At 67.8% G+C, this 12,569-nt stretch carries 13 protein-coding genes and 1 pseudogene; 10 read left to right on the top strand and 4 right to left on the bottom strand.

Annotated features, from left to right (window positions below):
* Positions 1-37: 37 nt before the first annotated feature.
* The gene (locus A0U87_RS19980; RefSeq protein WP_048938540.1) at positions 38-436 is read right to left on the bottom strand and encodes a DUF2946 family protein; all 399 of its coding nucleotides are present in this window, start codon (positions 434-436) and stop codon (positions 38-40) included.
* Between the two features lie 128 nt (positions 437-564).
* Positions 565-2,127, bottom strand: a complete 1,563-nt coding sequence (locus A0U87_RS19975) for an amino acid permease (RefSeq protein WP_010338621.1) — start codon at positions 2,125-2,127, stop codon at positions 565-567.
* A gap of 152 nt (positions 2,128-2,279) precedes the next feature.
* On the opposite strand from A0U87_RS19975, the gene pgeF reads away from it, so the two are divergent.
* The 8 genes and pseudogenes from pgeF (at position 2,280) to A0U87_RS19940 (ending at position 10,846) form a co-directional block, all read left to right on the top strand.
* Complete coding sequence (gene pgeF, locus A0U87_RS19970; protein ID WP_122928398.1) at positions 2,280-3,041, top strand: peptidoglycan editing factor PgeF; 762 nt, start codon at positions 2,280-2,282, stop codon at positions 3,039-3,041.
* A gap of 54 nt (positions 3,042-3,095) precedes the next feature.
* Positions 3,096-3,881 (top strand): FCD domain-containing protein, encoded by a 786-nt coding sequence (locus tag A0U87_RS19965; protein ID WP_048938538.1) that lies wholly within the window; start codon positions 3,096-3,098, stop codon positions 3,879-3,881.
* Between the two features lie 154 nt (positions 3,882-4,035).
* Positions 4,036-6,123 (top strand): PQQ-dependent dehydrogenase, methanol/ethanol family, encoded by a 2,088-nt coding sequence (locus tag A0U87_RS19960; RefSeq protein WP_137405920.1) that lies wholly within the window; start codon positions 4,036-4,038, stop codon positions 6,121-6,123.
* Positions 6,123-6,794: a carbon monoxide dehydrogenase subunit G gene (locus A0U87_RS19955; RefSeq protein WP_122928400.1), complete on the top strand. Its 672-nt coding sequence runs from the start codon at positions 6,123-6,125 to the stop codon at positions 6,792-6,794. Before A0U87_RS19960 ends, A0U87_RS19955 begins: the two co-directional genes overlap by 1 nt.
* Positions 6,791-7,254 (top strand): annotated as a pseudogene (locus A0U87_RS26840) (FAD binding domain-containing protein); the annotation flags it as partial. The gene A0U87_RS19955 and the pseudogene A0U87_RS26840, both read left to right, overlap by 4 nt.
* Positions 7,228-7,659: a hypothetical protein gene (locus tag A0U87_RS26835; RefSeq protein ID WP_346763664.1), complete on the top strand. Its 432-nt coding sequence runs from the start codon at positions 7,228-7,230 to the stop codon at positions 7,657-7,659. The pseudogene A0U87_RS26840 and the gene A0U87_RS26835, both read left to right, overlap by 27 nt.
* Positions 7,656-8,135, top strand: a complete 480-nt coding sequence (locus A0U87_RS19945; RefSeq protein ID WP_017501957.1) for a (2Fe-2S)-binding protein — start codon at positions 7,656-7,658, stop codon at positions 8,133-8,135. Before A0U87_RS26835 ends, A0U87_RS19945 begins: the two co-directional genes overlap by 4 nt.
* A complete protein-coding gene (locus tag A0U87_RS19940; protein ID WP_137405919.1) occupies positions 8,132-10,846 on the top strand; it encodes a xanthine dehydrogenase family protein molybdopterin-binding subunit in 2,715 nt (904 codons plus the stop codon). Before A0U87_RS19945 ends, A0U87_RS19940 begins: the two co-directional genes overlap by 4 nt.
* On the opposite strand, the gene A0U87_RS26500 is transcribed toward A0U87_RS19940, so the two are convergent.
* On the bottom strand, positions 10,843-11,100 hold the full coding sequence (locus A0U87_RS26500; protein ID WP_122928403.1) for a CoA transferase: 258 nt from the start codon (positions 11,098-11,100) through the stop codon (positions 10,843-10,845). The two genes, A0U87_RS19940 and A0U87_RS26500, sit on opposite strands and share 4 nt — an antisense overlap.
* Here A0U87_RS26500 and A0U87_RS26495 point away from each other — a divergent pair.
* Both A0U87_RS26495 and A0U87_RS19925 read left to right on the top strand, forming a co-directional pair.
* Positions 11,072-11,497: a family 78 glycoside hydrolase catalytic domain gene (locus A0U87_RS26495; protein WP_164488901.1), complete on the top strand. Its 426-nt coding sequence runs from the start codon at positions 11,072-11,074 to the stop codon at positions 11,495-11,497. The genes A0U87_RS26500 and A0U87_RS26495 overlap by 29 nt on opposite strands.
* Positions 11,490-12,353: a hypothetical protein gene (locus A0U87_RS19925; protein ID WP_170978436.1), complete on the top strand. Its 864-nt coding sequence runs from the start codon at positions 11,490-11,492 to the stop codon at positions 12,351-12,353. Before A0U87_RS26495 ends, A0U87_RS19925 begins: the two co-directional genes overlap by 8 nt.
* Here the strand turns inward: A0U87_RS19925 and A0U87_RS26490 are convergent.
* Positions 12,323-12,569 (bottom strand): hypothetical protein (locus A0U87_RS26490; RefSeq protein ID WP_206366618.1); only part of this gene is annotated, 247 nt, incomplete at its 5' end. The two genes, A0U87_RS19925 and A0U87_RS26490, sit on opposite strands and share 31 nt — an antisense overlap.

The raw sequence follows: 12,569 nt of genomic DNA, 5'->3' as shown, positions 1-12,569 counted from the left end.
GAAAGAAAGGCCGCGCGGCGGCACGGCCATGGTCGGATCAGGCGGGTGGTCCGCGCAAAGGGGGACGCAGATGGCCGATGCGCACAAGCGCAGGCGGCCGCACCGGCGCGAAGCCGAGCAGCAGCACGAAGGCGAGCGCCAGCACCAGGATCAGCGGATCGGCGCCGCCGAGCGAAACCATCGAGAGCGCGCCATAGGGACATGTGCGCTTGGCGGCATCGGCCGGCTGATGATCGGGATCGGCCTGCAACGGGACGATCAGTTGCGAGGCAGTACTGCCGATCGCAGCATCATGGCAGAACTGGATGACCAGGGTGCGCTGCTGCTGCGCCAGCATGAAGCCGCCGGGCAGCAAGGCCTTCATGCACAGCGCCAGCAGGACAAGCGCCAGCGCTTGCCCCCGATGCTGCTGAAGATAGGCGCGCAGGCTCCCCATGAGGACGGCCTAGCCCGGCCCCTGCCCCCTGTCACCAAGACAAAAGGTCGCAGGGGTCGGGCCGGCAGCGGCACCCAAGAAAAAAGGGGCGGTTTCCCGCCCCTTCCTTCCATCGATCGTCAGGCCGATCAGGCGTCCTGGCCGCCCGGCGTGTGCGCGCCCGGCAGCGGCGGCACCGGCTGAGGCGGGATGCCCGCGCCAGCCTCTGCCACATCGACCACGCCCCGGCCGACATGGCTGCGGCTGCGGCTATAGGCGAAATAGACGATCAGGCCGAGCGTCGCCCAGCCGACGAACATCAGCTTGGTTTCAACGCCCAGGCTCCAGAAGAGATAGGCGCAGCCGGCGATGGCGATCGGCGCGGTGATGTAGATGGCCGGGGTGCGGAACGGACGCTTGCGGTCCGCATCGGTCTTGCGCAAGCGCATCACCGCGATCGACACGGCGGCGAAGGCGAAGAGCGTGCCCGAGTTGGAGATGTCCGCCAGAATGCCGACCGGGAAGAAGGCGGCGAACAGCGCCACGAAGATGCCGGTCAGGATGGTGATGACGTGCGGCGTCTTGTAGGTCGGATGCACCTTCGAGAAGAGTTCCGGCAGCAGGCCGTCGCGGCTCATGACGAAGAAGATGCGGGTCTGGCCGAACATCATCATCAGGATGACCGAAGGCAGGGCCAGGCCGGCGGCGAGGCCGAGCAGGTTGCCGATCTGGGGCCAGCCGATTTCACGCAGGGTCCAGGCCAGCGCTTCCTTCGAGCAGGTGACGGCTTCGGTGCCGGCAGCGGCCAGCGCGGCGCACTGCTGCGACAAAGCGGTCGAGCCGGGAGCCAGCACTTCGCCGGCCGGGCCATAGACCGGCTGCGCACCGACGGTGCCGATCACGCCGGCGGCCACCAGCATGTAGAAGATGGTGCAGATGGCGAGCGAGCCAATGAGGCCGATCGGCATGTTGCGCTGCGGATTCTTGGTTTCCTCCGCTGCGGTCGAAACCGCGTCGAAGCCGACATAGGCGAAGAAGATCGAGGCGGCGGCGGCCGACACGCCCGAGAAGCCGAGCGGCATGAACGGGGTGAAGCCCTTCATGTTCATGACCGGCACCGACAGGACGATGAACAGGGTCAGCGCCGACACCTTGATCGCGACCAGCACCGCGTTGACGGTGGCGCTTTCCTTGGTGCCGATGACCAGCAGCCAGGTGACGAGCGACGCGATCAGCATCGCCGGCAGGTTGACCATGCCGCCATCGAACGGCCCGCGCGTCAGCAGATCGGGTATGTCGAGATGGAAGGTATGTTCGATCAGGCCGACCACATAGCCGGACCAGCCCACCGACACGGCGCCGGCGGCGACCGCATATTCGAGGATCAGCGCCCAGCCGACCATCCAGGCGATGAGTTCGCCCATCACCGCATAGCTGTAGGTATAGGCCGAACCCGAGACCGGGACCATGGCGGCCATTTCGGCGTAGCAGAGCGCGGCGACCGCGCAGACGAAGCCGGCAATGACGAAGGAGAGCATCATGCCCGGCCCCGCCTTTTGCGCGGCTTCGGCCGTCAGCACGAAAATGCCGGTGCCGATGACGGCGCCGATGCCCAGCATGGTGAGTTGGAATGCGCCCAGTGAGCGATGCAGTGATTTTTTCTCTGCCGTCGCCAATATGGCGTCGAGAGGCTTAACGCGCCCGAAAATCATCAATGAAACCCTTTATTGGAGTCTTCTGCCCGGGCGACGCGTTAGCCGCCCCCCCTTTTCTGTGGGACGGGAGACTATCGCCTAATCCGCCATGCGCAAGTATGTTGCGCTTCTGAGACATGCTTCTTCACTGAACGCGCGAAGGAAATTTTATGATCGAGTTGCTGCGGGCGCCCGCGCTGGGCGATGTCCCGCATGGCTTTGCCGGACGACAGGGGGGCGTATCGACCGGGGTGTGCGCCGGTTTGAATGTCGGGCTGGGGTCGGAGGATGACCGGCTGGCGATCCTGCGCAACCGCGATCTGGCGCGTGACGCGCTGCTGCCCGGCGCCACGCTGGTGACGGTGCGGCAGGTCCATTCGCCCGATGTCGTGACCGTGACCGCGCCGATCGCCGAGGATGAACGGCCCGAGGCGGATGCGATGGTCACCCGCACGCCGGGGCTGATCCTGGGCATATTGACCGCCGACTGCGTGCCGGTGCTGTTTGCCGACAGGGAAGCCGGCGTGATCGGCGCGGCCCATGCCGGCTGGAAGGGCGCGATCAGCGGCGTCACCGACCGGACGATCGCGGCGATGGAGATGCTGGGCGCGACGCGCGCGGGCATTGCCTGCGCCATCGGCCCCTGCATCGGGCGCGCTTCCTACGAGGTGACTTTGGACTTTGCCGAGCGGTTCGAGCGGGACGACGCGGACAATGCGCGATTCTTCAGCGCCGGGCGGGCCGGCCACTGCCAGTTCGACATCGCCGCCTATGTCGCGTCGCGGCTGCAGGCGGCGGGGATCGGGCGGATCAGCCTGCTGGACGAGGACACCTATAGCCAGGCCGATCGCTTCTTCAGCTATCGCCGGTCCTGCCATGCGCAGGAAAGCGATTATGGCCGGCAGATATCGATGATCGCCTTACCCAGTTGAACCCGGCTGAGGGGCTTCAAAAGCCGGACAGAGTAGCGCATGAGAGGGGCTGACATGACCAGTTCTTCCCAGACCCTGCCGGACGTCGGCGATGGCAGCCGCCTTTATCAGCAACTGGCCCGGCGGTTGCTCGCGGACCTGGCGGGTGGCCGCTATGCCGTGGGCGACCGGCTGCCGCCCGAGCGCGAACTGGCGATCGAGCATGATGTCAGCCGGCCGACCGTGCGCGAGGCGATCATCGCGCTGGAGGTGCAGGGACTGGTCGAGGTGCGGGTCGGATCGGGTGCCTATGTGGTGCGGATACCCGGCGCCGATCGCCAGGCGGCCGAGGCGCCGCGGTTCAGCATCACCGCCTTCGAACTGATGGAGGCGCGACTGGCGATCGAGGGCGAGGCCGCGGCGCTGGCGGCACTGCATGCCCGACCGGACGAGCTGGACGAACTGGACCGGCTGGTCGAACAAATCGCCAGCGAGAATCTGCGCGATGGCGATGCCTATGCCGTCGACCAGCAATTTCACATGCTGATCGCGCAGGCGACGCGCAACGCAGCGCTGGTCGACAGTGTCGCGCGGCTGTGGGAAATGCGGGCGAGCGCACCGGAATCGCGGCTGCTGCTGGCCAAGGCCCGTGCCGCCAAGGTGACGCCGGTGGTCGAGGAGCATCGCGTCATCGCCCAGGCGATCCGGGCGCGCGATCCGGCAGCCGCGCGGGCGGCGATGCGCGGCCATCTGGCGGCGGTGATCGACCATCTGCTGTTCGCGACCGAGGAGGCCGCGGTCGAGGAAGCGCGCAAGGCGGCGCAATCGACCCGCGCCCGCTTCGCCCCCGGCGCGGACTGATCCCGACAGGGCAAAATTGACAGCGATGATGACAGCACCGGGGCGATGCCCGCGGGCGATGGCCTGCGCCTGCTTGACCGGCTGAGCGACAAAAACTAAACACCTGTTCAGTCAAACGGGCTTCGCGGCAAGCGGGCAGGACGGGAGAGAGCGGATGCTGGGGACGCGCGGGCTGTTTCTGGTGCGGACGGTGGCGGGACTGGCGCTGGCGGCGTCGGCCGCGGGACTGGTGGCGCAGCAGGCGGTGCAGACCGGCACGGGGGCCGACTGGCCGGGCGTCGGCGGCAGCGCCGACGAGAGCGGCTATAGCCAGCTGAGCGCGATCAACACCGCCAATATCCGCAAGCTGGGCCTGGCCTGGTCGCTCGACCTGGAGGGCGAGGTATCGCTGGAAGCGACCCCGCTGGCGGTGAACGGCATCCTCTATTTCAGCGGCAGCTATGGCGCGGTCTATGCCGTCGACGGGGCGAGCGGCAGGCTGATCTGGAAATATGATCCGGAAATCTGGAAGGTCAGTCCGACCCGGCAGGCGATGGGCATGGGCGTCAATCGCGGCGTCGCTTACGACAACGGCCGCATCTTCATCGGCGTGCTGGACGGCCGGCTGATCGCGCTGGATGCGAAAACCGGCGCGGTCGCCTGGAGCGTCAACACCCTGCCACCCGGCACCATGCACAGCCTGACCGGCGCGCCGCGCACCTTCAACGGCAAGGTCATCATCGGCAATGGCGGCGCCGACATCGGCCAGCGCGGCTTCGTCACCGCCTATGACCAGAAGACGGGGGCACAGGTCTGGCGCTTCTGGACGGTGCCGGGCAGCCCGGAGCAGAATGCCGGCGACCCGGTGATGGAAATGGCGGCCAGGAGCTGGAACGGTTCCTATTGGAAGACCGGCACCGGCGGCACAGTGTGGAACGGCATGACCTTCGACCCGGAGCTCAATCGCATCTATCTGGGCGTCGGCAATGCCGGCCCTTATGACCCGGAAAAGCGCAGTCCGGGCGGCGGCGACAATCTGTTCGTCGCCTCGATCGTCGCGCTGGACGCCGATAGCGGTAAATATCTCTGGCATTATCAGCAGAACCCCCGCGAAAGCTGGGATTACAAGGCGACTGCCAACATGATCGCCGCGACCGTGACGATCGACGGCCGGCCGCGCAAAGTGCTGATGCAGCAGCCGACCAACGGCTTCTTCTATGTGCTGGACCGCGAGATCGGCAAGCTGATCTCCGCCGAGAAGGTCGGCAAGGTGAGCTGGGCCAGCCATATCGACATGACCACGGGACGCCCGGTGGAGACCGCCAACGTCCATTATCAGGAGGGGCCGGTCGACATCTATCCCAGTACATTGGGCAGCCATAACTGGCAGGCGATGAGCTACAGCCCGCAGACGGGTCTGGCCTATATCCCCTATATGCAGGCCAGCGCCCGCTACGCGAAGGCGGACAAGGGGTTCCTGGCCAGCATCACCGGGGCCAGCGCCAGCTTCATCACGCAAAAGCGCGACAAGGACGACCTGACCGGGGCACTGCTCGCCTGGGATCCGGTGGCGCAGAAGGCGCGCTGGCGCATGACGCGGCCCCATCTGTGGAATGGCGGGACGCTGGCGACGGCGGGCGGGCTGGTGTTCCAGGGCACGGCCGACGGCTATGTCCGCGCGCATGACGCGGCGAGCGGCAAGGAAATGTGGCGCTTCGATGCGGGTCTGGGGATTATCGGCGCGCCGATGAGCTATGCCATCGGAGACACCCAATATGTGTCGCTGCTGGTCGGCTGGGGGGGCACCACGGCGGCGGCCAGCGAGATATTGAATGTCGGCTGGAAATATGGCGCCCAGCCCCGCCGGCTGCTGAGCTTCGCGATCGGCGGCAAGGCGCGGCTGGCGCCATCGCCCCCGCGCGACATGGCGGTCCATGCGCTCGACGATCCCGGCATCGTGCTGGACGAAAAGGCGGTGGCCGCGGGCAAGGAAATGGGCTTCATCTGCGGCGCCTGCCACGGCATGGCGTTCAAGGGGGCCGGCGCGCCGGGACCGGACCTGCGCGAATCCGCCCTGTCGCTGTCGGAGGAGAATTTCTACCAGGTGGTGCAGGAAGGCGCGCTGGCCGAACGGGGCATGCCGCGCTTCCCGCTGGGCAAGGCGCAGATCCACAATATCTGGTCCTATCTGCGCGCCACCGCGCGCGAGGCGCTGGGCACGCGCAAGCCCGATACCGATACGCCGACGGCGGCGCGCTTCTGATGCGGATGACCGGCGAGGAGCGGATCGCCGCACCGCGCGACGCGGTATGGCAGGCGCTCAATGATCCGGCGGTGCTGCGCCAGTGCATTCCCGGCTGCCAGTCGCTGGAGCGTGACGGCGAGGACCGGTTGCGGGCCGAGATCGCGGTGAAGATCGGGCCGATCGGCGCGCGCTTTGCCGGCACCGTCACCCTGTCGGAGATCGACGCCCCCAATGGTTATCGCATCAGCGGTGAGGGCCAGGGCGGCACGGTGGGGCATGCAAGAGGTGGCGCGAAGGTGACGCTGGCCGACGATGGCCGGGCCACGCGCCTGTCCTATGCGGTGGAGGCCGAGGTCGGCGGCCGGCTGGCGCAACTGGGCGGGCCGATCATCGACGCGACGGCGAAGCAGCTTGCGGGACAATTTTTTCGCAACTTCAACGCAGTGGTCAGCGGCGCAGGCGCGCCGGCGGAGGATGGTCCGGTCGCGGCGGTGACGGCGCCGGTGCTGGCCGCTCCATCGGCGGGCGGCCATCCCTGGGGCTGGATCATCGCGCTTTTGCTGGCGCTGGCGACCGGGGTGCTGCTGGAGCGCAGCGGCGTGGCGGGCACCGGCATGGTAGCGATCGGCCTGTTGCTGGCGGTGACGGCGCTGGCCGGGTTCGAGGCCGGGCGCAGGGGGCGGCGATGAAGCCCGCGCCGTTCGACTATGTCCGCGCCACCAGCATCGACCATGGCTGCGCGCTGCTTGCCGAGGCCGGCGGCGGCGCACAATTGCTGGCGGGCGGCCAGACGCTGATGCCGTTGCTGGCGCTGCGCATGAGCCAGCCCTTCATCCTGATCGACATCGGCCATCTGCCCGAATTGCAGGGCATCGCCGCCCACGCCGGCGGCCTGCGGATCGGCGCGGCGACCCGGCAGGCCGATGCGCTGGTCCATCCCCTGCTGGCGCAGGCCTTGCCGGTCTTCGTCACGGCGCTGGCCCATGTCGGCCATCACCAGACCCGCAATCGCGGGACGATCGGCGGATCGATCGCGCTGGTGAACCGGCGGCCGAGATGCCGGCGACGGCGGTGGCGCTGGGGGCCTCCATGACCCTGCGATCGGTGCGCGGCGCGCGGACCATGGCCGCCGACGCCCTCTATCTTGGTCCCTATGCGACCGCGATCGCGCCGGACGAGATGCTGGTGGCGATCGATTATCCGGCCTGGCCGGCGGATGCGGTGCCGCTGTTCCGCGAAGTGGCACGGCGGCCCGGCGATTTCGCGCTGGTCGGGCTGGTCGGCGCGCTGGCGATCGCGGAAGGCCGGATCGAACGGGCCGGCATCGCCTGGTTCGGCATGGGGCCGACACCGATGCGCGCGCGGCAGGCGGAGCAGGCGCTGGTCGGCCAGGCGATCGACCGGATCGATGCGCAGGCCATTGCCGATCTGGCGATCGCCGACAGCGCGCCGTTTGACGACGGCCATGCCAGCGCCGCCTATCGACGCAGCGTCGGCCGGCGCATCTTTGCCAGCAGTCTGGCGCAGGCGCTCGACCGGAGGCTCGCGGCATGAGCGAGCATCGCATTTCGATGATGGTAAACGGCCAGCAGCATCGCGGGCTGGTGGACGGGCGGCTGATGCTGAGCGACTGGCTGCGCGAGGCGGCAGGCTATACCGGCGTGCATGTCGGCTGCGAACAGGGGGTGTGCGGCGCCTGCACGGTGATCGTAGACGGGCGCGCGGTGCGGTCCTGCCTGATGCTGGCGGTGCAGGCCGATGGATGCAGCCTGACCACGGTCGAGGGGCTGGCGGCGGCCGACGGCACGCTCCATCCGGTGCAGCAGGCGCTCAAGGACTGCCATGGCCTGCAATGCGGTTTCTGCACGCCCGGCATCGTCATGACCCTGGCCGCGCTCCGTGCGGATGACTCTCGCCCCGACGAAGAGGCGATGACCGAGGCCATGTCCGGCCATCTGTGCCGCTGCACCGGCTATCAGGGGATACGCCGCGCGATCCGGCAACTGGCGGCGGAGGATGGTGCGCCATGAACGCGCCGCCGATTTCCGCGCAGCGCTTCATCGGCCAGCGCGTGCCGCGCAAGGAGGATGGCCGGCTGCTGACCGGGCGCGGCAGCTTCGTCGACGATATCATCCTGCCCGGCATGCTGCACGCCGCCTTCGTCCGCAGCCCGATTGCGCGCGGCACGATCCGGTCGATCGATACCGACGTCGCGCGTGCCCAGCCCGGCGTCCATGCGGTGCTGACCCAGGCGGATCTGGCGCCGTTCGGCGTCACCATGCTGAGTTTCTTCCTTGGCCCGGTGGAGGTGGCGATGACGCCGCTGGCGGACGGACGGGTCGCCTATGTCGGTCATCCGGTCGCGCTGGTGATCGCCGACGACCGCTATCTGGCCGAGGATGCCGCCAGCCTGGTGGTGGTCGATTATGCCGAGGAAGCGGCGGTCGTCACGCTGGACGATGCGCGCCTTGGCCCCAGGGTGCATCCCGACACCGACGACAATGTCGCCGCGCTGATGGGCGAGGAGGAAGCCGATGCCACGCTGGAAGCCCGGCTGGCGGGCGCGCCGCATCTGGTCAGCCAGTCGATCCGCCATCAGCGCATCGCCCAGTCGCCGATGGAAACGCGCGGCGTGGTGGCGAGCCTGCAGGGCGAGAGCGAATTGCTGGTCCATATCACCTGCGCCGGTCCGCAGCTGGTGGCGCGCTGGCTGACCTTGGCGCTCGACCGGCCGGGGCTGAGCGTGCGGGTGGTGGCCAAGGATGTCGGCGGCTCCTTCGGCCTCAAGAATCATCCCTGGATGGAGGAGGTGTCCGCCATCCTTGCCGCCATGCTGCTGCGCCGGCCGGTCAAGTGGATCGAGGACCGGATCGAGAATCTGACCGCCGCCAACCAGGCGCGCGAGCAGGAAATGACGCTGCGCGCCGCCTTCGACACGGACGGGCGGCTGATCGCCAGCCATGCCGATTATGCGCTCAACAACGGCGCCTATCCGATGGGGGCGGACGCCAATATCGCGGTCCATATGTTCCTGTGGGCGGCCTATAATATCCCCGCCTACAGCTTCGTGTCGCGCGGCTGGTACAGCAACACGCCGGGGCTGGCCGCCTATCGCGGCCCCTGGGCGATCGAGACGCTGGCGCGCGAGACCTTGCTCGACCGAGCGGCGCGGCAGATCGGCATCGATCCGGTGGAGCTACGCCGTCGCAACCTCTGCACCGCCGCCGACCAGCCGTCGGTCACGCCGCTCGGCATCCCGCGCGAGGATATCACGCCGGCGCAATGCCTGGAAAAGCTGCTGGAGGTGGTGGACGTGCCCGCCTTCCGCGCGGAGCAGGCGGCGGCGCGGGCGCAGGGGCGCTATCTGGGCCTGGGCCTAGCCGCCTATATCGAGCCGACCGGCGCGGCCGGCAGCATCGCAGTGATGACCGGCGAACTGGCGCAGTTGCGGATCGAACCGACCGGACGGGTGGTCGCCGTGATGAGCGTCCATTCGCAGGGCCATGGCACCCAGACGACGATGGCGCAGTGCATTGCCGATCAGTTGGGCGTGCCAATCGAGGACGTCACCATCTTCGACGGCGACAGTTCGCGCGGCGGCTTTGGCCCCGGCGCGGGCGGCAGCCGGCAGGGGGTGATAGGCGGCGGCGCGGCGATCCGGGCCGGGCGCCTGCTCGCCGACAAGGTGAAGGTGGTGGCCGCCCATCTGCTCAACGCCAGTCCGGAGGCGATCAGCCTGGCCGACGGGGTGGTCCATGTCGCCGGTGCGCCGGAGATGCGGCGGACGCTGCGCGAGATTGCCGAGATCGCCTATGGCGAACCGGGGCGATTGCCGCCGGGCATGGAGACGGGGCTGGAAGCGCAATATCGCTATGATCCGCCGCCCATGACCTTCACCAGCGCGGCCCATGCCTGCATCGTCGAGGTCGATGCCGACACCGGCTTCGTCAGCATCCGGCGCTGGGTCAGCAGCGAGGATTGCGGGGTGATGATCAATCCGGCGGTGGTAGAGGGGCAGATTGCCGGCGGCCTGGCCCAGGCGATCGGCAGCGTGCTGCTGGAGGAGGCCGCCCGCGATGCGCAGGGCAATCCGACGGCGGCGACCTTCAAGGATTATGCGCTGCCGACGATCTTTGACGTGCCCGATTTCGAATATGTCCATGCCGATACGCCGTCACAGGCCGAAGGCGGCTTTCGCGGCGTTGGCGAGGGCGGCTGCATCATCGGCCCGCCGACCCTGGTCAATGCGATCGCCGATGCGCTGGCGCCGTTTGGCGAGGTACCGGTGGACCTGCCGCTGACGCCGGACAAGCTGATGACCGTGATCGAAGGGCAGCCCTGGCCCGAACGTCCGGTCAGTCGCTTCCATCCCGATCATCTGGCGCCGGAGGTCGATGTCCCTGCCCCGGCAGCCCCCTCTCCCCCGCCTGTCGTGCCGGCCGCCCCGGTGGGCATCGGCGGCGCATGGAAGCTGGTGCTGGCGACGCCGATGGGGCCGCAGCCGATGGTGGCGCATTTCGAGGTTACGGGCGACCGGGTGACGGGGCGGCTGGAGGCGGATCAGGGATCGCAGGAATTTGCCGGCACGATCGCCGGCAATCAGGTGGCATGGGAGATGAAGGTGACAAAGCCGATGGCGATCACCCTCAAATATGCCCTGATGTTCGATGGCGACAGCGTAACCGGCAAGTGCAAGATGGGGATATTCGGCACCGTCAAGGTGCGCGGCGAAAGGGCCTAGCCAAATTCGGCGCGTATCCGGGCGCCATGTTCGTCGACATGGGGCGCTGCCGAGGCACCGGCAGTGCGATAGACGCCATGGCGCGCGCCGAGATAGGCATGGGCATTGCGGACCCGCGCCCGCTGCGGCGGACGGCCGCCATCGTTGAGATGGGTAGTCAGCACCTCGAACTGGAAATCGACCATCGCCTCCAGCAGGCTTGTTTCGACATGGCCGCCCACGCCCTTGATACTGCGCCGGACGAGCGCGGCCATTGAGCCACATCGCCCCGGACAATGCCTGGGCCAGCAGATCAGCCTGCGCTTTGCCGAATTGCTGAACCCCGATGGCACCGCCGACCAGTCCAATCTGCGCCGCACCGCATGCACCGACCATGTGATCCTGCGCGGCGATCCCGCCGGCGAGCATTTCGAACCCCGCTTCACCTATCATGGCTTCCGCTATGTCGAGGTGGAGGGCTATTCCGGCAGGCCGACGCTCGACGATATCGCGGCCGTCGTCGTCCCTAGCAATTGCCGTGAAACCGGCGAGATACAGCTGGCCTCCCCCCGCTCTAGCAGATCTCGGACAATGCCCTGCGGAGCCAGCGCTCCAATTTCTTCGCCGTGCCGACCGACTGTCCGCAGCGCGACGAGCGCATGGGATGGATGAGCGACATCCAGGTTTTCTGGATACCGCCGCCTTCAACATGGAGGTCGATCCCTTCATCCGCCGCTTCCTGCTGGAGGCACGCGCTGCGCAGCACCCCGATGACGCCTATCCGATCGTCGTGCCGCAGCCGCTCTCCTTCCCCGATGTCGTGACCGCCGGCTGGAGCGAGGCCGGCATCATCCTGCCCCATGGGCTGTGGCGCCATTATGGCGGTACCGCCGTGATCGACGAGAATTGGGCCGCGATGGAGCAATGGATGGCCGAGATGGCCCAGGCGACTGGCCGCGCCGCCGACGCCGCCCACTATAAAGCGCTGCGCGCGGCGAGCGGCACGGCCCTTGCGGCCGAGCTGCTGGACGGTGCAGGCAAGGCCGGCAATGGCAGCCAGTGCAGCCAGGTGCTGGCGCTGCATATGGGGCTGGTGCCGGCGGACCAGCAGGTGCAGGCGGCACAAATTCTGGCCCAGGATATTCGCGCGCGCGGCATGACGCTGTCCACCGGCTTCCTCGGTACGCCCTATCTGCTCGACGTGCTCGCCGATGCGGGCGTACGGGACGAGGTGATCGGCCTGCTGCTGCAGACCCGCTATCCCTCCTGGGGCTATATGCCCAGTGTCGGCGCCACCACCGTCTGGGAAAGATGGAATGGCGATGTCGGCGACCTGTCGCACCTGACGCTGAGCGTGCCTGCCAATTGCACGGCGCGGATCAGCCTTCCGGCCAGAGTCTGGCGCGAAGGCAGCCGGGCAGTCGAGGAGCATCCCGATATCCCCGTCCATGCCACGACACCCGAAGGCGTGACGATCGAGGTGGGTTCAGGCCGATATCATTTCATCAGGGACAGGCCCATGACCTGAACAAGACTGTGGCAGTGCGCGCAAACGATGGATCGGAAGACGTGGGGGCACCGGTCATAGCGGGTGGGGACGCGCCGCCAGTCTTTGGGGCAACCTGACGTGTTCCCCTGAAATGTGACCGATTTTGAGTAGAGTCCGACGTAAAGGAGTCGGACGAAGATGAAGCGCAGCAGGTTCAGCGAAGAGCAGATCATCGCGATCTTGAAGGAGCAGGAG

It is taken from the genome of Sphingobium sp. MP9-4, from assembly GCF_005281675.1.
Classification (GTDB): Bacteria; Pseudomonadota; Alphaproteobacteria; order Sphingomonadales; family Sphingomonadaceae; genus Sphingobium; species Sphingobium yanoikuyae.
The sequence above is the reverse complement of the archived record's forward strand: the minus strand, read 5'-3'. Positions and strand labels throughout refer to the sequence as shown.